The organism is Marinobacter sp. P4B1 (genome assembly GCF_001447135.1).
Lineage (GTDB): Bacteria > Pseudomonadota > Gammaproteobacteria > Pseudomonadales > Oleiphilaceae > Marinobacter > Marinobacter vinifirmus.
On record NZ_LLXM01000013.1, the window covers coordinates 55,607 to 78,376 of the forward strand.

26 protein-coding genes are annotated in these 22,770 nt (G+C 61.0%); 12 read left to right on the forward strand and 14 right to left on the reverse strand.

Annotated elements, in window-relative coordinates:
- Position 1: 1 nt before the first annotated feature.
- From hisG to AQ621_RS09745, 8 genes are read right to left on the reverse strand one after another with little or no spacing between them, the layout of a single operon-like run.
- Positions 2 to 652, reverse strand: coding sequence for an ATP phosphoribosyltransferase (gene hisG / locus AQ621_RS09710; RefSeq protein WP_058341292.1), 651 nt, complete (start codon positions 650 to 652; stop codon positions 2 to 4).
- 27 nt (positions 653 to 679) lie between these two features.
- Complete coding sequence (murA, locus tag AQ621_RS09715; RefSeq protein ID WP_058341293.1) at positions 680 to 1,942, reverse strand: UDP-N-acetylglucosamine 1-carboxyvinyltransferase; 1,263 nt, start codon at positions 1,940 to 1,942, stop codon at positions 680 to 682.
- Between the two features lie 19 nt (positions 1,943 to 1,961).
- Complete coding sequence (locus AQ621_RS09720) at positions 1,962 to 2,210, reverse strand: BolA family protein (protein ID WP_022989665.1); 249 nt, start codon at positions 2,208 to 2,210, stop codon at positions 1,962 to 1,964.
- 60 nt (positions 2,211 to 2,270) lie between these two features.
- On the reverse strand, positions 2,271 to 2,582 hold the full coding sequence (locus tag AQ621_RS09725) for an STAS domain-containing protein (protein ID WP_058341294.1): 312 nt from the start codon (positions 2,580 to 2,582) through the stop codon (positions 2,271 to 2,273).
- Positions 2,579 to 3,232: an MlaC/ttg2D family ABC transporter substrate-binding protein gene (locus tag AQ621_RS09730; RefSeq protein ID WP_058341295.1), complete on the reverse strand. Its 654-nt coding sequence runs from the start codon at positions 3,230 to 3,232 to the stop codon at positions 2,579 to 2,581. The genes AQ621_RS09725 and AQ621_RS09730 overlap by 4 nt, the downstream gene beginning before the upstream one ends.
- Positions 3,233 to 3,270: 38 nt before the next feature.
- Positions 3,271 to 3,720: an outer membrane lipid asymmetry maintenance protein MlaD gene (gene mlaD / locus AQ621_RS09735; protein WP_058341296.1), complete on the reverse strand. Its 450-nt coding sequence runs from the start codon at positions 3,718 to 3,720 to the stop codon at positions 3,271 to 3,273.
- A 22-nt stretch (positions 3,721 to 3,742) separates the two neighbouring features.
- Complete coding sequence (mlaE, locus tag AQ621_RS09740) at positions 3,743 to 4,525, reverse strand: lipid asymmetry maintenance ABC transporter permease subunit MlaE (RefSeq protein WP_058341297.1); 783 nt, start codon at positions 4,523 to 4,525, stop codon at positions 3,743 to 3,745.
- The gene (locus tag AQ621_RS09745) at positions 4,522 to 5,334 is read right to left on the reverse strand and encodes an ATP-binding cassette domain-containing protein (RefSeq protein ID WP_058341298.1); all 813 of its coding nucleotides are present in this window, start codon (positions 5,332 to 5,334) and stop codon (positions 4,522 to 4,524) included. Before AQ621_RS09745 ends, mlaE begins: the two co-directional genes overlap by 4 nt.
- A 137-nt stretch (positions 5,335 to 5,471) precedes the next feature.
- Here AQ621_RS09745 and AQ621_RS09750 point away from each other — a divergent pair, with 137 nt between their 5' ends.
- From AQ621_RS09750 to yjgA, 12 genes are all read left to right on the forward strand, one after another.
- Positions 5,472 to 6,461: a KpsF/GutQ family sugar-phosphate isomerase gene (locus tag AQ621_RS09750; RefSeq protein WP_058341299.1), complete on the forward strand. Its 990-nt coding sequence runs from the start codon at positions 5,472 to 5,474 to the stop codon at positions 6,459 to 6,461.
- Positions 6,462 to 7,043, forward strand: coding sequence for a KdsC family phosphatase (locus AQ621_RS09755; protein ID WP_058341300.1), 582 nt, complete (start codon positions 6,462 to 6,464; stop codon positions 7,041 to 7,043). It begins immediately after the preceding gene.
- Positions 7,040 to 7,639 carry an LPS export ABC transporter periplasmic protein LptC gene (gene lptC, locus AQ621_RS09760; protein WP_058341301.1) on the forward strand — a complete coding sequence of 200 codons (600 nt, stop codon included), beginning with the start codon at positions 7,040 to 7,042 and terminating at the stop codon, positions 7,637 to 7,639. The genes AQ621_RS09755 and lptC overlap by 4 nt, the downstream gene beginning before the upstream one ends.
- Positions 7,623 to 8,192: a lipopolysaccharide transport periplasmic protein LptA gene (lptA, locus tag AQ621_RS09765; RefSeq protein WP_058341302.1), complete on the forward strand. Its 570-nt coding sequence runs from the start codon at positions 7,623 to 7,625 to the stop codon at positions 8,190 to 8,192. Before lptC ends, lptA begins: the two co-directional genes overlap by 17 nt.
- The gene (gene lptB / locus AQ621_RS09770) at positions 8,170 to 8,895 is read left to right on the forward strand and encodes an LPS export ABC transporter ATP-binding protein (protein WP_058341303.1); all 726 of its coding nucleotides are present in this window, start codon (positions 8,170 to 8,172) and stop codon (positions 8,893 to 8,895) included. The genes lptA and lptB overlap by 23 nt, the downstream gene beginning before the upstream one ends.
- 133 nt (positions 8,896 to 9,028) lie before the next feature.
- The gene (locus tag AQ621_RS09775; protein WP_058341437.1) at positions 9,029 to 10,561 is read left to right on the forward strand and encodes an RNA polymerase factor sigma-54; all 1,533 of its coding nucleotides are present in this window, start codon (positions 9,029 to 9,031) and stop codon (positions 10,559 to 10,561) included.
- A gap of 96 nt (positions 10,562 to 10,657) precedes the next feature.
- Positions 10,658 to 10,960 (forward strand): ribosome hibernation promoting factor, encoded by a 303-nt coding sequence (gene hpf / locus AQ621_RS09780; protein ID WP_022989677.1) that lies wholly within the window; start codon positions 10,658 to 10,660, stop codon positions 10,958 to 10,960.
- Between the two features lie 95 nt (positions 10,961 to 11,055).
- Complete coding sequence (ptsN, locus tag AQ621_RS09785; RefSeq protein ID WP_058341304.1) at positions 11,056 to 11,526, forward strand: PTS IIA-like nitrogen regulatory protein PtsN; 471 nt, start codon at positions 11,056 to 11,058, stop codon at positions 11,524 to 11,526.
- Positions 11,527 to 11,560: 34 nt separating this feature from the next.
- Positions 11,561 to 12,445 carry an RNase adapter RapZ gene (rapZ, locus tag AQ621_RS09790; RefSeq protein ID WP_058341305.1) on the forward strand — a complete coding sequence of 295 codons (885 nt, stop codon included), beginning with the start codon at positions 11,561 to 11,563 and terminating at the stop codon, positions 12,443 to 12,445.
- Positions 12,446 to 12,451: 6 nt separating this feature from the next.
- A complete protein-coding gene (locus tag AQ621_RS09795) occupies positions 12,452 to 12,721 on the forward strand; it encodes an HPr family phosphocarrier protein (protein ID WP_022989680.1) in 270 nt (89 codons plus the stop codon).
- A gap of 86 nt (positions 12,722 to 12,807) precedes the next feature.
- Positions 12,808 to 14,169 (forward strand): magnesium transporter, encoded by a 1,362-nt coding sequence (gene mgtE, locus AQ621_RS09800; protein WP_058341306.1) that lies wholly within the window; start codon positions 12,808 to 12,810, stop codon positions 14,167 to 14,169.
- Positions 14,170 to 14,187: 18 nt separating this feature from the next.
- Positions 14,188 to 14,715, forward strand: a complete 528-nt coding sequence (yjgA, locus tag AQ621_RS09805; protein ID WP_022989682.1) for a ribosome biogenesis factor YjgA — start codon at positions 14,188 to 14,190, stop codon at positions 14,713 to 14,715.
- 28 nt (positions 14,716 to 14,743) lie between these two features.
- Here the strand turns inward: yjgA and AQ621_RS09810 are convergent, their stop codons facing one another.
- Genes AQ621_RS09810 through mreC form a run of 6 tightly spaced genes read right to left on the reverse strand, consistent with a single transcriptional unit; the run spans position 14,744 to position 22,768 of the window.
- Entirely contained in the window at positions 14,744 to 15,568 is an 825-nt protein-coding gene (locus AQ621_RS09810; protein ID WP_058341307.1) for a carbon-nitrogen hydrolase family protein, read from the reverse strand.
- 10 nt (positions 15,569 to 15,578) lie between these two features.
- The gene (locus AQ621_RS09815; protein ID WP_058341308.1) at positions 15,579 to 19,301 is read right to left on the reverse strand and encodes a YhdP family phospholipid transporter; all 3,723 of its coding nucleotides are present in this window, start codon (positions 19,299 to 19,301) and stop codon (positions 15,579 to 15,581) included.
- Between the two features lie 39 nt (positions 19,302 to 19,340).
- Entirely contained in the window at positions 19,341 to 20,822 is a 1,482-nt protein-coding gene (gene rng / locus AQ621_RS09820; RefSeq protein WP_022989685.1) for a ribonuclease G, read from the reverse strand.
- Complete coding sequence (locus AQ621_RS09825) at positions 20,819 to 21,421, reverse strand: Maf family protein (RefSeq protein WP_058341309.1); 603 nt, start codon at positions 21,419 to 21,421, stop codon at positions 20,819 to 20,821. The genes rng and AQ621_RS09825 overlap by 4 nt, the downstream gene beginning before the upstream one ends.
- Positions 21,422 to 21,425: 4 nt before the next feature.
- Positions 21,426 to 21,902, reverse strand: a complete 477-nt coding sequence (mreD, locus tag AQ621_RS09830; RefSeq protein ID WP_022989687.1) for a rod shape-determining protein MreD — start codon at positions 21,900 to 21,902, stop codon at positions 21,426 to 21,428.
- Positions 21,902 to 22,768, reverse strand: a complete 867-nt coding sequence (gene mreC / locus AQ621_RS09835) for a rod shape-determining protein MreC (protein WP_082641021.1) — start codon at positions 22,766 to 22,768, stop codon at positions 21,902 to 21,904. The genes mreD and mreC overlap by 1 nt, the downstream gene beginning before the upstream one ends.
- Between the last annotated feature and the right edge of the window lie 2 nt (positions 22,769 to 22,770).

Sequence of the window (22,770 nt, forward strand, 5' to 3'; positions counted from 1 at the left end):
CCTACTCCGCTTCAGAACGCCGGCGATCCACAGCCAGTGCCATCTTTTCGATAATGGGGTTAATCTGCCCATGTTTCATCTTCATGGAAGCCCGGTTCACCACCAACCGACTGCTGATGTAATCAATCAGCTCCCGCGGCTCCAGCCCGTTGGCCTTCAGGGTATTACCGGTATCCACGATATCCACAATCTCATCCGCCAGGTCCAGAATCGGCGCCAGCTCCATCGCCCCGTAAAGCTTGATGATATCCGCCTGCCGCCCCTGAGCCGCGTAATAGCGCCGCGCCAGGTTCACAAACTTGGTGGCCACGCGGATGCGCCCCGCCGAAGGCTGCTCGCCCTTCTTGCCGGCGGTCATCAGCCGGCAGCGGGAAATGTTCAGATCCAGAGGCTCGTACAAACCCTCGCCACCGTGCTCCATCAGCACATCCTTGCCGGTCACGCCCAGATCGGCGCCGCCGTACTGAACGTAAGTGGGCACATCCGTGGCACGGATAATCAGTACCCGCACGTTCGGATCCGTGGTCGGAAACACCAGCTTGCGGGACTTTTTCACGTCGTCCACCAGCTCAATACCGGCTTCCGCCAGCAGCGGCAGGGTTTCTTCGAGGATTCGTCCCTTCGACAAGGCGATGGTGATGGAATCTGTCATGGATCTATCCGGTTTCCCGTTGGTTAATTATGCCGGCAAACGGCGAATACTTGCGCCCAGCAGCTGCAGTTTTTCTTCAATACATTCATAGCCGCGGTCTATGTGATAAATGCGGTCTACGATGGTATCGCCATCGGCAACCAGCCCGGCAATCACCAGACTCGCAGAAGCCCGAAGGTCAGTGGCCATCACTGGCGCGCCGGTCAGATGCTCCACGCCCTTGATGATGGCGGCATTGCCTTCCAGGGTGATATCGGCACCCATGCGGATCAGTTCCTGCAGGTGCATAAAGCGGTTTTCGAACACGGTTTCCACGATCGTACCGGTGCCTTCTGCCACTGCATTCATGGCCGCAAACTGGGCCTGCATGTCGGTGGGGAACGCCGGGTACGGTGCCGTGCGCAGGCTGACCGCTTTCGGGCGCTTGCCCTTCATGTCCAGCTCGATCCAGTCCGGGCCGGTGGTAATTTCCGCACCGGCTTCTTCCAGCTTCAGCAGTACTGCTTCCAGCAGGTCTTCCCGGGTGTCTTTCAGTTTTACCCGACCACCGGTCGCCGCTGCCGCCACCAGGTAGGTGCCGGTCTCAATACGGTCCGGCAGTACGTTGTAGTGGCAACCATGCAGGCGCTCTACCCCGTTGATCTCGATGGTCGCGGTGCCGTGGCCCTTGATGTCTGCACCCATGGCGATCAGGCATTCGGCCAGGTCGACCACTTCCGGTTCCCGGGCGGCGTTTTCCAGAATGGTCTTGCCTTCTGCCAGGGTGGCCGCCATCAACAGGTTCTCGGTACCGGTTACGGTAACCGTGTCCATGAAGATGTGTGCACCTTTCAGGCGACCGTTGGTTTTCGCCTTGATGTAGCCGTTCTCCACCTTGATGTCTGCGCCCATCAGCTCCAGGCCGTGGATGTGCAGGTTCACCGGGCGGGTACCGATGGCACAGCCACCGGGCAGGGACACTTCCGCTTCGCCGAAATGCGCCACCAGCGGGCCCAGCACCAGGATGGAGGCGCGCATGGTTTTCACCAGCTCGTAGGGCGCGTGGAAGTGCTTGATGGTGTTGGCGTGAATTTCCACACTCATCTTTTCGTCGATCATCAGCTCCACGCCCATGCGGCCCAGCAGCTCGATCATGGTGGTGATGTCGTTCAGGTGCGGCAGGTTGCCGATGGTTACCGGCTCATCGGCCAGCAGCGTGGCCGCCAGAATGGGCAGTGCCGCGTTCTTGGCGCCGGAAATGCGAATCTCGCCATCCAGGGGCTTGCGGCCCCCGATCAGAAGTTTGTCCACAATACTTGTCCTGTGCTGTTCAGGCCTGGGCCTGCCGCTCGGCCCACTCGCTCGGGGTGTAGGCTTTCGGGTGAAGGGCGTGAATGGTGCCGTCCATAATGTGCTGGAACAGTACCTTGTTGATCATCTGCTGCCGTTTGATGGTGGGCAGGCCTTCAAATACGTCACCCACAGCAACCACAAGGTAGTGGCTGCCATCGACCTGTACCTGAACCTCGCAACCGGGCAGGGCTTCTTTCACAAGTTCGGTAACCTGGGCGGCGTCCATAGGGATTCCTCGACTGGTTTGAAATCAGGGGCGGAATTGTAACCAATTCCCGGGCGCCGGTCAGCTGTGTGTGGCAAATCCGGGAATCTGGTCTTCCAGATTGCTGAGGGCGGCCAACGACAACAGGCGGTCGCTGGCACCCTGAAATGTGAGGGGTTGCTGTTTTTCCAGGGCCAGCCGGTGCCAGCACAACAGCATGGACAACACCACACTGTGGGCGGTGGCCAGGCCGGAAAGGTCAACGGTTAACGGGCCGCTGGCCGCCCCGATCAATTGTTCACCCTGCTTGCGCAGGGCGATCACGGTATCGGCATTCACCTCACCGGTTACGGCGAGTGTATTACCTGAGAGCTCGACAGCCGGAGCAGTCATGAACGGTCCAGCTCTTCATCAAGTTTCAGGGCTTCAACGGCATCGCCCCACCCATCGATCACGGCCTGAACCTGGCCACGATTCTGTTCCATTTCCTGGGCAAATCGATCCCGGAACGCCAGGCCAATGTTCACGCCTTCCACAATGACGTTCTCCATCATCCAGCGGCCTTCGCCATTGCGGTACATGGAGTAGGTGACCGGATAGCGGTTGCCGGACGCGCTGATTACTTCCATCTGCACAGACGCACGGTCGTCGTTCTGAGCCAGGATTTCCGCGTCCAGCACGTTGATTTCGAAGTTCTCGGCACTCACCAGCGCCTGGGCGTAGCTATCGAACAGGCTGCGCTTGAACTTGGCCACAAACTCGTCCCGCTGTTCGGGGGAAGTCTGGCGAGCGTAGCGCCCCATCACCCGGGCCGCAATGCGGCGAAAATCCACAAACTGGTCCAGGGTTTCATCCATGCTGGCGTAGAAGGCTTCCGGGTCCTGCTCGTAAAGGCCCTTTTCTTCATTGAGCTTCTGCACCAGCTTCTGGGTGTTTTCGTCTACATACTGTTTCAGGTCATCTTCCGGACCGGCCCAGGCCTGGCCCGCCACCAGGGCAACCATGGCAAACATCCAGATGAATCGTTGTTTCAGGGCAAGCATTGTGTTCTCCCGTATTCGTTTCTGTGCTCTGCCCGGCATCAGCGTCCGGAGGCAAAGTTACTGATCAGCCGCTCCAGGTTCATGGCGGACTGAGTGGAATAAAAGGTGTCGCCCGGGTTCAGGGACTCAAGGTCGCCACCAACAGATATATCAATGTACTGATCTCCCAGCAGGCCGGATGTACGTATTACTGCTGCACTGTCCGCCGGGATATTGTCGATGCCGGCATCGATAGCCAGCACTACCCGAGCCTGGAAGGTTTCGGTATCCAACTCGATGGATTCGATGGCACCGATGGTTACACCCGCCATCGACACCTTGCCCCGGGGCGCCAGGCCTCCGGTGTCATTGAAGTTGGCATAGAGGGTGTAACGATCACCGGCCGATTTCGGCGACAGTCCGCTCACCTGCAATGCCAGGAACAGCAGGGCGGCCAACCCGGCGATCATGAACAGGCCTACGATTACTTCTGTGGTTCTTTGTGCCATTGCAGGCTCCCTGAAAATTTGATCAGAAATCGCCGAACATGACGGCCGTCAGGACGAAGTCCAGCCCGAGCACCGCCAGCGATGAATAAACAACGGTTTTGGTGGTGGCAGAACTGATGCCGGCGGAGGTGGGCACACAATCATAGCCCTGATACACCGCAATCCAGGCGCAGACAAACCCGAACACCACGCTCTTGATAACGCCATTCAGCACGTCATCCACAAAATCCACTGACGACTGCATATTGCCCCAGAACGCGCCTTCAAACACGCCCAGCCAGTCCACGCCAACCAGCATGCCGCCCCAGATACCCACTACAGAGAAGATGATAGCCAGTACCGGCATGGCGATGAATCCGGCCCAGAGCCTGGGCGCAATCACCCGGCGCAAGGGGTCCACACCCATCATCTCCATACTGGAGAGCTGCTCGGTGGCTTTCATCAGGCCGATCTCTGCAGTCAGTGCGGAACCGGCCCGACCGGCAAACAGCAGAGCCGTTACCACCGGCCCCAGCTCTCGCACCAGCGTAAGGGCGATCATCTGGCCAATCGCAGCTTCGGAGCCGTAATCGCTGAGAATGGTGTAGCCCTGCAGGCCCAGCACCATGCCGATAAACAGCCCGGACACCACCACAATGGCCAGCGAAAGTACGCCGACAAAATACAGCTGGCGCAGCAACAGCGGGAACCCGGTCGCCGGCCGGGGAATGCCTGCCAGAACGCCCACCAGGAAGCGCCCGGACCGGCCAAAGGAAGAAATGACATCCAGCCCGCCACGGCCCAGGTCGGCAATACGGTCGATCATAGTGCGCCTCCGGTTACGCCGAAGTCCGCAGCGGCATCGCTGGCCGGATAATGGAACGGCACCGGGCCATCGGGCTGGCCATTCAGAAATTGCTGGACTCGGTCAGACGGATGCTCGCGCAACTCCTCCGGAGTACCTTCTCCGATCACCTTGCCGTCCGCCAGGATACAGGCGTAGTGGCAAATGCTGAGGGATTCCGGCACATCGTGGGAGACCAGCACGCTGGTCAGCCCCATGGAACTGTTCAGATCCCGGATCAGCTTCACCAGCACGCCCATGGCAATGGGGTCCTGCCCGGCGAAGGGCTCGTCGTACATGATCAGTTCCGGGTCCAGGGCAATACTTCGGGCCAGTGCGACCCGGCGGGTCATGCCGCCGGACAGTTCGGAAGGCATGAGTTTGCGGGCACCACGCAGGCCCACGGCTTCGAGCTTCATCAGCACGATGTCGCGAATCATGTCTTCCGGCAACTTTGTGTGAACCCGAAGGGGGAAAGCAACGTTTTCATAAACGCTCAGGTCAGTGAACAGGGCGCCACTCTGGAACAGCATGCCCATTTTTTCCCGCAGCCGGTATAGGTCTTTGCGCTTGAGGGCCGGCACATTGTGGCCGTCCACGGTAACCTTCCCGGAATCCGGCCTTAGCTGGCCGCCGATCAGGCGCAAAAGCGTGGTCTTGCCGGTGCCGCTGGGGCCCATAATGGCGGTGATCTTGCCCTTGGGTATGTCCAGCGTTACGCCGTCGAAAATGCGGCGACCACCTCGGGAAAACACCACATCCTTAAGTGTTATGTAAGCAGATGACTCCATAATCCATCCTTCTCGGGGAGCGCCTACATTAAGACAAGAGGTTCATAAATGATATACTTGCCAGCCAATCGCTCACGGCCCGGATGGTAGCCGGGGCAGCCAGACCGAGCAAGCGGACAGAGGGAAAACCAGCCGAGATGACAGACTCCAATTCTTCAGGTGGCCAGGACTACCGCACCTCTGCCTTGCGGGCCATCCGCATCGAACGGGAAGCTATCGAAGCCCTTGAAGGCCGCATTAACGGCGACTTCACCCGGGCTTGCGAGGTCATCATGGCCTGCAAGGGCCGCGTGGTGGTGACCGGCATGGGCAAATCCGGCCACATCGGCAACAAGATTGCCGCCACCCTGGCCAGCACCGGCACTCCTTCATTCTTTGTCCACCCCGGCGAAGCCAGCCACGGCGACATGGGCATGATTACCCCGCAGGATGTGGTCATTGCCATCTCCAACAGTGGCAGCACCAGCGAAGTGGTTACCATCCTGCCCCTGATCAAGCGCATGGGCGCTCCGCTGATCAGCATGACCGGCAACCCCAACTCGGTCCTGGCCAAGGAAGCCATTGCCAACCTGGATGTCAGCGTGGCTATTGAAGCCTGCCCCCTGGGGCTGGCGCCCACATCCAGCACCACTGCCACCCTGGTGATGGGCGATGCCCTGGCCGTTGCCCTGCTGGAAGCCCGCGGCTTCAGCGCGGAAGACTTCGCGTTCTCCCACCCCGGCGGCAGCCTGGGCCGGCGCTTGCTGCTGCGGGTCTCCGACATCATGCATTCTGGCGACGCGATTCCGAAAGTCTTCGAGGATGTCAGCCTCAGCACCGCGCTGCTGGAAATCACCCGCAAGGGCCTGGGCATGACCACGGTAGTGAATACAAAGGGCGAACTGACCGGCATCTTCACCGACGGCGACCTGCGCCGTACCCTGGACAAATCCGTGGATGTGCACACCACTGTCATCCGGGATGTCATGACCCGCCACGGCAAAACCATCCGCGCCGACCACCTGGCCGCCGAAGCCCTGAACATGATGGAAGAACTGAAGATCAACGCCCTGCCGGTCACCGATGAAAACGGCCAGCTGACCGGCGCCATCAACATGCACGACCTGCTGCGCGCGGGGGTTATCTGAATGACCGGCATGGTTCACCCCCTGCAAAACCAGTGGAACGACGCACTGAAAGCCAAAGCCGCCGCCATCCGCCTGGTGGCCTTTGACGTAGACGGCATTATGAGTGATGGCCGCCTGTACTTCAGCGCCGGCGGCGACGAGCTGAAAACCTTCAACATCCTGGATGGCCTGGGCCTGAAACAGCTGATGCATGCCGGCATTACCGTGGCGGTGATTACCGGAAGGCGCTCGCCGCTCACCGAAAAGCGCATGAACGACCTGGGCATCAGCCACCTGATGCAGGGCCGGGAAGACAAGCGGGTGGCCTTGCAGGAACTGGTGGCTGACATGGACATTACCGCCGGGCAAATCGGCTACATGGGCGATGACCTGCCGGACCTCCCTGCCCTGCAGTACGCGGGCCTTGGCATCAGCGTGCCCAACGGCCACTGGCTGGTACGCCGGCATGCCGACTACTGCACACAGGCAGCGGGCGGTCAGGGCGCCGTGCGCGAAGCCTGCGAACTGATTCTCTGGGCCCAGGGCCAGCTGGAAAACACCCTGGCCCCCTACCTGGCCGAATCACAGGACGACCGGGCATGATCCGGCGGTTCTTTTCCTCACAGGCCGGCACACCCTGGCTGCGCACCCTGGCCCTGGCGGCTACGGTTGCCGCCACGGTTTACCTGATGTGGCAAAGCGGCGAGCCACCGGTACCCGATCCCGAAGCGGCACAGCTTCGGGGCCCCGCCGAGCCGGACGGCTTCGTGGTGGGCGCCGACTACCGGGCCTGGAATGAACAGGGCACCCTGGAAATCCACATGACCAGCCCCCGCATCGAGCAGTTCGATCACGACAGCAGCGCCAGGATGACAGACCCGCGCGCCCGCCTGTTCGGCGAGGGTGAGGCCGAACCGTGGATAATTGAAGCCGATGCAGGTAGCCTGCTGCAATCTCAGGGGCTGATGCACCTGGAAGGTAACGTGACCGTACTGCGCACCAGCGGCGACTCCCGGGCCACGCTGGCCACCGAAGCGCTGACCCTGGACAACAACGAAGGCACCGTATTCACCGACCTGCCGGTAACCATTACCGAGCCGTTCGGTACCACCCAGGCCACCGGAATGAAGGCCTGGATTGATCAACGCATACTGGAACTCAACTCCCGGGTGGAAGGGCAATATGAAACCGTCAGGTAAGCTCCGTTTTTATCCGCCGGCGCTGCTGGCTGCCGCGCTGATGCTGGCCGCCCCGGCGATGGCCTTTGATATGGACTCGAACACCCCCATCCAGGTGAGTGCCGACTCCGCCCGGCTGGATGACAGCGCCGGCGTGGCCACCTACACCGGCGAGGTGGAACTGGTGCAGGGCCGCACCCGGCTGGAAGCCCAGCGGGTGGTGCTGTACCGGGACGACCAGGGCCTGAGCCGCATTGAAGCCAGCGGATCTCCCGCCCATTACCGCCAGCCCTCCCGGGAAGGCGAAGGCATGACCAATGCCAGCGCCCTGAACATTACCTGGGCCGCAAAAGACAACCAGCTGACCTTCGAGCGCCAGGCCGTCATCGAACAGGCGGGCAACACCTTCAAGGGTGATGTTATTCATTACAATACGGTCAGCCGGGTGGTTACCGCCGAGGGCGGCAGTACAGAAACCGGCGGTTCCGGCCGGGTCGAAATGGTCATCCAGCCGCGTAACACCGGCCAGTCCAGCAACGGGGAAGGTTCTGATGGCAGTACTCAGGGCCAGTAATCTGGCCAAAAGCTACAAGCAGAAAAAAGTGGTCCTGGATGTTTCCCTGGAGATCCGCTCCGGAGAAATCGTCGGCCTGCTGGGCCCCAATGGCGCCGGCAAAACCACCTGCTTTTACATGATCGTAGGCCTGGTGCCGGCAGATCGGGGCCGCATCACCATCGACAGCCAGGACATCACTCCGCTGCCCATGCACGGCCGCGCCCGCAAGGGTATCGGTTACCTGCCCCAGGAAGCCTCGGTATTCCGCAAACTCACCGTGCGGGACAACATCATGGCCATCCTGGAAACCCGCAAGGGCCTGAACAGGGCCGGCCGGGAAGCCAAGCTGGAAGAGCTGCTGGAAGAATTTCACATCACCCATATCCGGGACAGCCTCGGCATGGCCCTGTCCGGTGGCGAACGTCGCCGGGTGGAAATTGCCCGGGCCCTGGCCATGGAGCCTGCCTTCATCCTGCTGGACGAGCCCTTCGCCGGGGTAGACCCCATTTCCGTCAGCGACATCAAACACATTATCCGGCACCTGCGGGATAAGGGCATTGGCGTACTGATTACCGACCATAATGTGCGGGAAACCCTGGATATCTGTGAGAACGCCTACATTGTGTCCGGCGGCCACATCATTGCCTCCGGCAACTCCGAGGCCATCCTCGCCAACCAGCAGGTAAAAGAGGTGTATCTCGGGGACGAATTCCGCCTTTAAGCGGAACGCCCCGCCCTTTCACCGAGGTCTGATTGTGTTGCAGAACGGTAACAAGTAAACTCGGCAAAGATCTTGCAAGGAAATTCGATTTTTTACCGGGATACCAGTCTGTTATGGATCTAAAGCCATGGTTATGAAAGCCTCGTTACAGCTAAAACTGGGCCAGAGCCTGACCATGACGCCCCAGTTGCAGCAGGCCATTCGCTTGTTGCAGCTTTCTACCCTCGATCTCCAGCAGGAAATCCAGCAGGCGCTGGACTCCAACCCCATGCTGGAAACCGCCGAGGACGACGACCACGGCCCGGATGACACCACCGAACCGCAAAGTTCTGACGACCAGGATAACGAAACCGCCAGCGCCCAGGATGACAACGCCCCGGAAAGCAGCAACGACTGGGACGAATCCGAAAACGGGCCGGACTGGAACTCGGAAAACGACATTACCGACACCATTCCTGACGACCTGCCGGTCGATACCGCCTGGGAAGACATCTACCAAACCGCCCCGGCCAGCACTCCAAAAGACGACGACGAGAACGACTCGGACTTCGAAACCCGCAACTCCCCTACGGAAACCCTGCGGGATCACCTGGAATGGCAGCTGAACCTCACCCCCCTGAGCGAACGGGACCAGGCCATCGCGCACGCCCTGATGGACGCCGTGGACGACCGGGGCTATCTCACCTCGCCGCTGGACGAAATCCACGCCGGCCTGCGTGAAGACAGCGATGAAGACCCACTGGACCTGGATGAGGTGGAAGCCGTGCTGCACCGGCTGCAGCATTTCGACCCCCCGGGTGTGTTTGCCCGGGACCTTCAGGAATGCCTGCTGATCCAGCTGAACCAGCTGCCACCGGACACCCCCTGGCTGCGCCAGGCGCGCCAGGTTGTCACCCAGTTCCTGCACCTGCTGGGCAACCGTGACTACGCACAGCTGCTGCGCCGCAGCCGGTTGAAGGAAGACCAGTTGCGGGAAGTCCTGGCCCTGATTACCAGCCTGAACCCGAAACCGGGGGATGTGATTGATCACGGTGATACCGACTACGTAATCCCCGATGTGATCGTACGCAAGCATGAAGGCCGGTGGCGGGTGGAACTGAACCCGGAAATTGCCCCGCGCATCCGGGTGAACGCCAGCTACGCCTCGCTGATTCGCCGGGCCGACAGCAGCGCCGACAACACCTACCTGCGCGACCAGCTGCAGGAAGCCAAGTGGTTCATCAAGAGCCTGCAGAGCCGTAACGAAACCCTGCTGAAAGTGGCCACCCGCATTGTCGAGCACCAGCAGGGCTTCCTGGACCAGGGCGAGGAGGCCATGAAGCCCCTGATCCTGTCGGACATCGCCCAGGCCGTGGAGATGCACGAGTCCACCATCTCCCGGGTAACCACCCAGAAATACATGCACACACCCCGGGGCATCTTCGAGCTGAAGTATTTCTTCTCCAGCCACGTGGGCACCGCCGAAGGCGGGGAGTGTTCCTCTACGGCAATTCGTGCCATGATCAGGAAACTGATTGCAGAGGAAACCCCGAAAAAGCCGTTGAGCGACAGCAAAATTGCGGCCATGCTAGGGGAACAGGGTATCAACGTGGCCCGGCGCACCGTGGCCAAGTATCGGGAGGCCATGCACATACCTCCTTCGAACGAACGCAAGCGACTGGTTTAAGCCTTTACCGACAATCGTTTACCAATATTCACCGGGGCACGAAGCCCTGGTACTCAGTCCGGCGGAACGCCGGCATGATGACAACAGGAGACGCCAATGCAACTCAACATTTCAGGCCATCACGTAGAACTGACCCCTGCACTGAAGGATTACGTCAACACCAAGTTCGAGAAGCTTGAGCGCCACTTTGACCACATCAGTAACTGTCAGGTGACGCTGGAAGTTGAGAAAGTTCGCCAGATGGCCGAAGCTACCCTCCACGTTGTGGGTGGCGAGGTTCACGCAAAGGCTGAAAACGAGGATATGTACGCGGCAATCGATGCCCTGGTGGACAAGCTTGACCGCCAGATCCTCAAGCACAAGGAAAAGAACGTAGACCGGATGCACGGTAACGGCTAAGCGCCTTCAGGCGCAGGCTACCGGGTAATTCAATCGAACGAGCTGCGGCAGGGCTACCGGCCGCAGCCTTTTTTTTACGGGTTCACAGTTAATCCATGAGCGATACATCCCTGACCATCGACAACATCCTGGCCCCGGCACTGACGCTGTGCCAGGTACCGGCGTCCAGCAAGAAACGGGTGTTGGAGTTTATTGCCGAGCGGATTCACTATCAGGACGAGACTCTCAACGATAACGACATCTTCAACAACTTGGTGTCCCGGGAGCGTCTTGGCAGCACAGGTATCGGGCAGGGTATCGCCATACCCCACTGCCGCCTGGAAGGCCTGGATCGGGTAATCGGAGTGTTGATGACCCTGGCCGAGCCGGTGGACTTCGATGCCATCGACAACCAGCCGGTAGACCTGGTGTTCGCCCTGGTTGTGCCCAAAGAAGCCACCAGCGAGCACCTGGAGCTGTTGAGCCAGCTTGCCGAACGTTTCAACGACAGCGCATTCTGCGAGCGCCTGCGCAAATGCCAGGATGCCGACTCCCTGTATAAGGGCATGACCACCGACAGCCAGTAACCGAGGGCTGTCAAAGTACGGGAGAAGCCTAACCATGAAGCTGATCATCGTCAGTGGCCGGTCCGGGTCGGGCAAGAGTACGGCACTGCACGTACTGGAAGACCTGGGGTTCTATTGCATAGACAACCTGCCCATCGGCCTGCTGTTTCCCCTGACCCGGGAAGCCGTGGCCCACGAGGCCCCCGGCCGCCTGAAGAAAATGGCGGTCAGTATCGATGCCCGCAACCTGTCCGGTGAACTGGCCAATTTCGAGGACATCTACCAGCGGCTGGGTGATACCGGGATCGAGATCGAAATCATCTTCCTGGATGCCGACGAGCAATCCCTGCTGCAGCGGTTCCACGCCACCCGGCGCAAGCACCCCCTGAGCGACGACAAGACCTCCCTGCGCGAAGCCATCAGCAACGAGAAACAGCTGCTGGAACCGCTGTCGAAGCTGGCCGACCTGTATATCAACACCACCGGCCTGTCCATGTACGAGTTGCGCGACATGGTGAAACAGCGGGTGGCCGGCCGCAGGGAACAGGAAATCGCCCTGCTGTTCCAGTCGTTCGGTTTCAAGCACGGCGTGCCGGTGGATTCCGATTATGTATTCGACGTGCGCTGCCTGCCCAATCCGTACTGGGACACCAGCCTGCGCAAGCACACCGGCACCGACCAGCCGGTAATCGATTTCCTGGAGCGGGAACCGCTGACCGGGCAAATGGTGGACGACCTCACCGGTTTCCTGAACACCTGGCTACCGTCCTTTGCCGACAGCAACCGCAGCTACATGACCATTTCCATCGGCTGCACCGGTGGCCAGCACCGGTCGGTGTATGTGTGCGAGCAATTGGGCGCTTACTTCCGCAAGCAGTACCGCAACGTGCAGGTGCGCCATACCGAGTTGCCTCACCTGCAAGCCCGGGGGGAGATCTGAGCCGCCATGATCTGCCGCCCCATCACCATTATCAACAAGCTCGGGCTGCACGCCCGGGCCACCAACAAGCTGGTCACCACCGCCTCCCGGTTTGACAGCAAGATCACCCTGAAGGCCAAGGGCCGGGAAGTGGATGCCCGCAACATCATGCAGGTGATGATGCTGGCCGCCAGCCAGGGTACCGAAGTGGAGCTGGCCGCCGATGGCCCGGACGAACAGGAAGCCATCGACGCCCTGGTTGCACTGATCGACGACTATTTCGGCGAGGGTGAATAAAACTTCGCCATTCACCTACAAGTCTTCCTCACCTGTGTAACCTAACTCCGCTATAATACAAAGGTTTTCTGATCGCAGGTGGTTTCATGACCGACATTCTGGAAAAAAGTCAGGCCCGACAGCGGCTTCGCTCCCTCAGTGAGGCCCTAGACAGTGGTGCCCTCAAACAGGTAGCGCGCATCCTGAATGGCGGCCTGAGCCCCAGTGATATTGCCCACCTGCTGGAATCTTCCCCGCCACGGCAGCGGGTTTTGCTGTGGAAGCTGGTCGACAAGCAGCTGGAAGGTGAAGTCCTCCAGTACATGTCGGACGACATCCGGGCCGACTTCCTGAGCGAGTTCAACGCCCAGGAACTGGCCAACCTGCTGGAAGACTTCGAATCGGACGACCTGGCCGACTTGCTGCAGCAGCTGCCGGATACGGTGATCCAGGAAGTCCTGGATACCATGGACGAGCAGGACCGGCAGCGGGTAGAGGAAGTACTCTCGTACCCGGAAGACACCGCCGGTGGTCTGATGAACACCGATACGGTGACGGTGCGCCCGGACATCACCATTGACGTTGTTCTGCGTTACCTGCGCCGGCACCGTACCCTGCCGCCGATGACCGACAGCCTGATTGTGGTCAGCCGGCGCGACGAATTTATCGGTATTCTGCCCATTACCCGCATGCTGGTATCCAATCCCGGCGCCACCGTGCGGGAGGTTATGGATACCGATATAGAGCCGATCCACGTCACCCTGTCCGACACCAAGGTTGCCACCCTGTTCGAGCGCTACGACCTGATCTCCGCACCGGTGGTGGATGAAACCAACCGCCTGCTCGGCCGGATCACCATCGATGACGTGGTCGACGTTATCCGGGACGACGCCGACCATTCCCTGATGAGCATGGCCGGCCTGGATGAAGACGAAGACACCTTTGCCCCGGTGATGAAAACCACCAAGCGCCGGGCCGTCTGGCTGGGCGTAAACCTGATTACCGCCTTTACCGCCTCGGCAGTCATCGGCCTGTTTGAAGAAACCATCTCCAAGGTGGTGGCTCTGGCGGTACTGATGCCTATCGTGGCCAGCATGGGCGGCATTGCCGGCAGCCAGACCCTGACCCTGGTTATCCGAGGCATGGCCGTGGGCCAGATCAGCGGCGCCAACGTAGGCTGGCTGCTGAACCGGGAGTTTCTCTCCGGCGTACTCAACGGCCTGTTATGGGCCCTGGTGGTGGCGACCGCCGCGGTGCTCTGGTTCAACGACTGGCTGATTGGTGCGGTGATTGCCGCTGCCCTGGTGATCAACCTGGTAGCTGCGGCCCTGGTGGGCACGGTGTTGCCGCTGTTCCTGAAATCCCGGAACATTGACCCGGCGCTGGCCGGCAGCGTTATCCTGACAACGGTAACCGATGTTGTCGGTTTCATGGCCTTCCTGGGATTGGCCACCCTTTTCTACGCCTGACAGACAAGCCTTATTGCCATGACAGACCAACACGAAGACCAGTTCGAGGAAGATTTCGGCCCCAGTAAATCCCAGCTCAAACGGGAAATGCACGCTCTGCAGGAACTGGGCAAACGCATGCTGGACCTGAGCGATGAACAACTGGCCTCGCTGACCATCAGCGAAACCCTGAAAGCCGCCATTGTGGAATCACGCCGGATTAACCAGCGCGAAGCCCGGCGCCGGCACCTGCAATACATCGGCAAGGTGATCCGCCAGGAAGATGACCCTGAAACGGTGAGCCGGGCCATTGATGCCTTCCACGCCGGCAGCGAGGAACACACGCGCCGGCACCACCTGGCCGAGCGCTGGCGCGACCGGATGATCGCCGAAGGCGACAAGGTGGTGGGCGAGTTTATCGACTACTGTCCGACCGCCGAGGTGCAGCATCTGCGCAACCTGGTGCGCAACGCCCGCAAGGATGTGGAGAAAGAGAAGAATACCGGCCAGTCCCGAAAACTGTTCCGCGCCCTGCGGGAATGGATTGACGACGCCGAGCAGCAGTAATCACGGCGGGGCACAATGCCCCACCGCTTTACAAGCGCCGGTGCTGCCACACCGGCATGCGGGTTCTCAGCTGTTCCAGCCGCTCCAGGTCCAGGTCTGCCAGCACCACGCCGGGGCCCTGCTCTAGTTCGCAGACCACCTCGCCCCAGGGATCACAAATCAAGCTATGGCCGTAGGTTTTGCGGCGTTCGCTGTTCTGACCACCCTGCCCGGCTGCCACCACCCATACCTGGTTCTCGATGGCCCGGGCACGAATCAGGGCATGCCAGTGGGCATCACCGGTCTGCCAGGTGAAGGCGCTGGGCAGGCATACCCAGTCTGCCCCTTGCTCCCGTAGCGCCCGGAACAACTCCGGGAAGCGCAGGTCGTAGCAGATTGCCAGCCCCAGCCTGCCCGCCGGCGTATCCACGGTAACCACCTGCTGCCCGGGCTCGAAGCTGTCTGACTCCCGGTACTGGCCGTGGGCATCGTCCACCATGGCATCGAACAGGTGGATTTTGTCATAGCGGGCGACTTCGTGGCCCTGGTCGTCATACACCAGGCAGCTGGCCCGCACCCGGTCCGGAATATCGCTGCCGTCAGGCCGGTTCGCCAGCGGCAGGGAGCCGCCGACAATCCAGAGTTTGTTTTGCCGGGCCTGGTCAGCCAGGAAACGGCGGATGACCGGTTCCGGCCCGGCCTCCTGCTCACCGCAGCCACGCATCTTCCCCGTGGCCAGTACGGCAAAGTTCTCGGGAAGCACGGCCACCTTCGCGCCCTGCCCTGCGGCTTCGGCCAGCAAGCGCCCGGCTTCGTCCAGGTTGGCTGCAACATCGTGGCTGCTGACCATCTGTATGGCGGCTACCTGTGTCATCCTTCCCTCCTTACTGTTCAGCAGTATCAAACACACTGCGCAGATCAACTTCGGGTTCGCTCCAGCTACCGGTGACACTGTAGGTGGCGCTGGTCAGTTTGCTCAAGGGGTCGCCAAGGATCTTGTCCAGCACAAACAGGGCGCCACCAATCGGCGCACTGGCTCCCATCAGTATGGCAGCCAGGGGCAGGTTCTGGGTAACCGGTAACACCACCACCAGTCGCATATCCAGGCTTTCATCGGCCATGTTGGTGGTGCCGTTGATCTTGAAGGCACCGGACGGGCCCACCAGTTGCAGCTCCGGGTCCATGGTAACCAGTCCGTCACTGATGCGGGCCTTGCCGGAAATAGCATCAAAGGCCACGCCCCGCTCGTACAGGTCGGAAAAGTCCAGGCGCAGGCGGCGCCACAGGGTGTCGGTGTTCAGCAGGTTGAAGACCCGGAACAATTGGGCCGAGTTGTTCTGCTCCAGGATCACGCCATCGTCCAGCCGCACGCTGACTTCCCCGCTGAGCGCACTCAGGCCGATATCATTGGGGCCACCAGGCCAGTCAATATCCAGCTCCACCGCCGTGGCCTGGTTGGTCATGGGGATGGAGCTGCCGGTCAGGGCTTCCAGGTCTTTCAGGGCACCGCCGGTCAGCTGGCCCTGAAAGCGGGTGGTTTCCCGGTCATCCACGACCCGCCAGACCATGTCGCCTGTCAGCTCCAGGGCACCCAGGCGGCCTTCAATGGCCTCCACATTCAGCTGGTGCGGGGCCGGGCGCAACCGGAAGCTCCAGCTGCCCGCCGACTCACCCCCAAGCTTGAGGTTACTGATGCGGCCGTCCACATCCGGCCAGCTGCCAATATCCAGCTGGCGGAAGGCTTCCAGCTGTTGCTCCAGGGTCAGCAGCTCAGGCGCTTGGTCCTGTTCGGTTGAAGCGTCCTCCCGGCTCAGGTGCAGTGTGTGCAGGTCGACCTCAACCACGCCGTCGCCCTGCGGAATAACAACCCGGCCGGCGGCCCGTTCCGATTCGGTATTGACCACCCAGCGGTCGCCCAGGTCCAGCGCGCTGATGGTGATATCGGTGAGCCGGTGGCTGCCCAGGCTCAGGTAATCAAACTGCAGGTCCACGGCAGACTCCTTCCAGAGCAGGTCGAACGCCATCCGGTCCTGCCAGTCTCCGGTAATGCGCACACCTTCCGGAGCGAAAGGATCAACCCGGGCTTCCAGCTGCGCGGTTTGGTCGGCGGTTTTGCCCAGCGGTTCCGGCCAGTCTACGTTCAGGCCGGCAAGGTCGGAGGTCATCACAATGCTCGAGGGCCCGCTGGCATCAATCCGCATCCGCCCGCTGTAATCCAGGGTACCCGCCAGGCCAAAGCTGCTGTCCTCACCCGGCTCCCACTGCTGCAAGAACGCCGGCAGGGCCAGGCGGCCGTCCTGGCGGATCGACAGTGCATCACCCGCCGCATTCTGTGTGAACGAGACGCTGACCGGCTGATCCATAAAACGGGCATGGACCGGGCCACCGGAAAAACCCCGTTCGGTGTGGTAGGTCAGGTCCGTGCGGATTCCGGTCCAGCTGAGGTCGGGCCCAGGCAGGCGGAAACCGCCGTTTTCGGTTTGAACCCGGGCCTGCACGGCGGTATCAGCGCCATCGCTCAGGGGAATATCGATGTTCAGGCCGAGCTGGAACTGGCCGGCAAACCCGGCGCCACTGACCGCCTGCCCTGCCAGTTCGCCCAAGGGGCTGTTGGCCATCCACCAGGCGACTGCCTCGCCCGGCACGCCGGATGCCACATCCACCAGCACCCGGGTAGGCTGCTCGTCACTGCCCGGCACCACCCGGACCACGCCTTCGCTGACCTCAAGGCCCCCGGTCCGGGCCCTGTTCAGGGTAACCAGGGTGTCGGCATTCTGGACTTCAACCCGGCCGGCGGCGGCCTCTACCTCCGGCCAGCGGTCGTCGTAGCGAACCCGGGCATTCTCGAACTCGTACCACATGGATGACACAAAGGAGCCCTTGGGCGCGCCGGAATCAATCCAGCCGTGACCATAGTACTGGCCGCCGGTGATGTCGGCTTCGGTAATCCGGGTGGTGAGCCACTGATACAGCCCCTCGTCGACCACTTTCGATGGTACAAATTCCGCCAGCATTCCGGCCTCGGCGTTCTCCACGCCTACGCGCAGGCCCAGGTAGTCGTCCCCGGCGCGGTCCAGCCGCAGCTCGAAGGCACCGGTCAGGCGGGTATTGTCCTGATAGGAAAACACCAGGTCATCTGCCCGAACCCGGCTGACACCACCAGACACTTGCCAGGACACCCGGCCGGTCATGGCGCTAAAAGTCCAGCTGCCGGTATACAATTCCGGGAAACCCAGGGTGACAGGCTGGTGGGTATCCAGCTCAACAAAGCCCTGATCGGCTGTCAGCTGCAGACGGCCGTTGAGCCCGGTGGCACCAGGTGCGCCGCCCCAAGGCTCAACCCCTAAGCCCCTTACCTGCCCGGACAACATGAAATCCCGGGTCTGCTCCGGCAAATCCAGCAGCATGTCGTCCAGATAGCCGGTGGGGCGGTAGTGGTCCAGTGCATCTTCGGCCACCTCGGGCAAGACAGACAGAGCCCGCACCAGCCGCCGGATCGGGCCCAGCGGCACCGCATCAGCCACCAGCGCAGAGGAATCGGGCTGGTTCAGCAGGCGCACACTGAACGGTTCCACCTGGTCGCCATCCCATTGCCACTGCAATTGCTGCAGCATCAGGTCACCCCCCCGGCGCCAGCCAAAGCGGGTGCTGATGTCTTCCAGCGGAGCCAGTGACGCCATGCCGACACCCAGCTGAAGGTACGGGGTTTCCAGGGTGCCCTGTATCTGCTGCAAGTTGCCGTTTTCAAAGGTCAGCCAGGCCCGTCCGCCGAGATCGAAGCCTTCCACCCGGATGCCGCGCCAGCTCAGGTCATCGATCAGGCCATCAAACAGGCGGCCCGAATCCACGTCTACATACAGCTGGCCGGTAAAGTCGCCCCGGAAAAAACGCTGCCCTACCAGCGCAAAGCTGGCTAGCTGGGTGGCCGTGCCGCTTTGCATGGCACGACCGGAAGCCTGGAACAGCCCACGGGTATACAGCAAATCAAGTCTGGGAATATAGAGATGGCGCAGGTCGTCCTCGTTCTGGCCGATGGCCAGGCTGACCCGGGTAATCCGTACCTCCGGCTCCGACAACCACTGGCCCGCCAGCTTCAGCCACTCCCGGGCTGCCCCTTCATTGAGCGGTTCCAGTTCGGCAATCTGCTCGACCGGGTCCGAGAGCTGGTCTCCGGGAGCCCGAATCAGGGTAAGCACCAGGCCATCGGCCTCGAAATCCTCGAACACCAGCCGAAGCCGTGATACCGACGCCAGGAAATCCAGCCGCAGGCGCAGGTGTTCCAGCTCGGCAATGGTGCGGCCGGAATCGGGATTGGAGAGGGTCAGTCCGGAGGCGGTCAGGGACGGGTCGAGCCAGTTCCAGCTGGAGGACAGCCGGGTAATATCTACATCCAGCCCGGTCTGGGCAGATATTTCAGCCGCAATACGATCGGAAAAGCGGTCGACCTGGGCGGTCAGCTGCCGGCCGATGCCGGCATACAGGGCAAGCAATACCAGAACCACCAGGATCGACCACCAGACCGCGCCTGCAATCAGCTCCAATAGCCGGCCAACCGGGCCGCTTTTTGGCAGCTCCGGCTGATCGGTGTTCTGATCGCGGCTCGACATATGGCAGAGAACTCCCCGGCTGGTTCCGCCGGTCAGGCGTCAGAGCAGAACCACATCGTACTGCTCCTGGCTGTAAAAAGGCTCTACCTGGAAGCGAATGGTCTTACTGATAAAGGTTTCAAGGTCGGCCACATTGTCGGATTCTTCGTCCAGCAGCCGGTCCACCACTTTCTGGGACGCCATCACGAGGTAGTTTTCCGCCTCGTAGGCCCGGTTGACCCGCAGGATCTCCCGAAAAATTTCATAGCACACCGTTTCGGCCGTTTTCAGGAAACCCCGGCCGTCGCAAATCGGGCACGGCTCGCAAAGCACCTGACCCAGGCTTTCGGTGGTGCGCTTGCGGGTCATTTCAACCAGGCCCAGCTCCGACACGCCGGTGATCTTGGTCTTGGCGTGGTCCCGCTCGAGCATTTTTTCCAGCATGCGGTGCACCTGGCGCTGGTGCTCCGGGTCTTCCATGTCGATAAAATCGATAATGATGATGCCGCCGAGGTTACGCAGGCGCAGCTGCCGGCTGATGGCCCGCGCCGCTTCCAGGTTGGTTTTGAAAATGGTTTCTTCAAGGTTCCGGTGGCCGACAAAGGCGCCGGTGTTGATGTCGATGGTGGTCATCGCCTCGGTCTGGTCGATGATCACATAGCCACCGGATTTCAGCTGCACCTTGCGGCTGAGCGCCTTCTGGATTTCATCTTCCACGGAATACAGGTCGAAGATCGGTCGCTCACCGGGGTAGTACTCAACCTTGTCGGCAAACTCGGTAACAAACTCCCGCACAAACTCCATCACCCGCTGGTAGCTCTCGCGGCTGTCGATGCGTACCTTTTCGGTTTGCGGCCGGATCAGGTCCCGGATGGTGCGGATAAACAGCGGCAGGTCCTGGTAAACAACGGCCGGAGCCTGCACCTTGCCGATCCGTTCCTTGATAGACACACTCAGCCGGTGCAGATAGGTCATGTCGGCGATCAACTCTTCCGCCTGGGCAGCTTCTGCCGCTGTGCGGATGATGTAACCGCCCTGCACGTCGCTGTCTTCGGCTGCGGCTTCTTCGATCAGGGTTTTCAGGCGGGCGCGTTCGGTTTCATCTTCAATGCGCTGGGAAATACCGACGTGGCTGACCCCGGGCATAAAGACCAGATAGCGGGACGGGATCGATAACTGGGTGGTCAGCCGAGCGCCCTTGGTGCCAATCGGGTCCTTGGTAACCTGAACCACCAGGGACTGGCCTTCGCGCAGCAGGGTGCGGATGTCGGGCACGGTTTTCGGGCCGTCTCCACCTTCGTCGCTGGGTTGTTGGGTGCAGGCTACGTCAGAGGCATGGATAAACGCCGCCCGTTCCAGGCCGATATCCACGAACGCTGCTTCCATGCCCGGTAGAACCCGCACGACCTTACCCTTGTAGATGTTGCCAACGATGCCTTTGCGGCTGGTCCGCTCGATATAGGCTTCCTGCAACATGCCGTTTTCGACCAGTGCCACCCGGGTTTCGACCGGGGTTACGTTGATCAGAATTTCTTCGCTCATGCCTGGTTCTCCTTACTGCGCGGCCAGTTCTGCCAGACCGGACAACCGGCCTGAGCGAGTAATTCGGCGGTTTCCTGTAGTGGCAATCCCACTACGGCACTGTAACTGCCTTTCAGTTCCCTGACAAAAATACCGCCACGGCCCTGAATGCCGTAGCCGCCGGCCTTATCCATCGGCTCGCCACTGGCCACGTAGGCCTGAATTTCCGGCTCGCCCAGGGTACGGAACGTTACTTCGGTGATGCTCACCCGGGACTGGCAATCGCTTCCCCTGGCGAGCGCCACGGCGGTCATGACCTGGTGGGTTTGCCCGGACAAACGGGACAGCATACTGCAAGCATGGTCATCCGACTCCGGCTTGGCCAGGATCTCGCCGGCCAATACCACGGTGGTGTCTGAACCCAGCACCAGGTTTTCCGGATGGTCAGCAGCAACCGCCAGGGCCTTTTCCCGGGCCAGCCGTTCTACGTAGTGTTCAGGGGATTCGCCGGCCAGCGGGGTTTCGTCGATATCCGCCGGGCAGGCCCGGTGGTTTACGCCAATCTGGCTCAGCAGCTCGGCACGTCGGGGAGAAGCAGATGCCAGGATCAGGCCGGTCATAGGGTTATCCGAGTTTGCGGTTCAGGCTATCGAGCAGTCCAGACACGAAGGGCCAGGCGACGGCACTGGTCAGCGCAGGCCATAGGTAACTGAAGCCGGGAGTGTCGGCGCCGAACAGCTGTTTAACGAAATGCACCAGCATCTGGTTGATGCCCACTAACAGAAACACCATCAGACACTGCTGGGGCAAGGGATACATGCGCAGGCGGTGATGAACCGTCAGCACCAGGAAGGCAATCAGGGCCATGGCCATGGCGTTGACGCCCAGCGGTGTGGATTCCAGGATATCCAGCAACAGACCCAGGCACCAGGCCATCACGATGCCGAATTGAGCGGGCGCCCGGAAAGTCCAGTAAAAGACGATAAGCCCCAGCCACTCGGGGCGGAACTCGAACCAGCCCACCGGGAACCAGGAAATACTGAGCACCAGCGCCAGCACAACCGTCAGGGCAAACAGGGGGTAGCTGATCACCGACAACATCAGTTCTGCTCCTCCACTTCTCCGAGCGGTACCAGCGGGGCTTCGGCTGGCTCATCCTTCTGCTGGAACACCACCAGTACCAGGCGGCTCTGGTTCAGCCGGGCCTTTGGCACGGCGACAATATCCACAAAGGGCTCGCCCGGCTCCTTGGAAATGCTGCTGACCTCTGCCACCGGATAGCCCCGGGGAAAACGACCACCCAGGCCCGAGCTCACCAGCATATCGCCTTCGCGGATATCGGCAGTGTCGGGGACATGCACCAGTTCCAGTTCGTCGGTCTCGCCGTTACCCAGCAGAATCGAGCGCAGGCCGTTGCGAACCACTTCCACGGGCACGGCATGGCTGCTGTCCGACACCAACAATACCCGGGAGGTAAACTGGCTGGTCTGGATCACCTGGCCCAACAGGCCTTCGGCATCGAGCACCGCCTGCCCGGTCGTTACACCGTCGTTGCTGCCTTTGTTGATGACAACCTCATGGGAGAAAGGGTCCGGGGAGACCGCGACCACTTCGCCGACAATCACCCGGTCATCCAGCACTTCGGAGGAGTTCAGCAGGCGGCGCAGTTCGTTGTTTTCAGACGCCAGGGCGGCGTATTTGAGGGCCCGGCGCTCGAGAATTAGCAGGCGGGTTTTGAGTTCTTCGTTTTCCTGCTGCAGGTCGTCGCGGCTGACAAACAGGCCGGAGAACCAGTCGCTGAAGCGGTAGGGCGCGTTGCCCAGCCAGTAAACGGGGCCAAGGCCGGTAGCAATCACGCTGCGCACCGGTGCCAGCTTGTCAAAACGGCCATCGGCAGCGATTAACGCTGCCGATACCAGAATCACAAGCAGAAGTCTGAAGCCGGGAACCGGCCCCTGGACGAAGATGG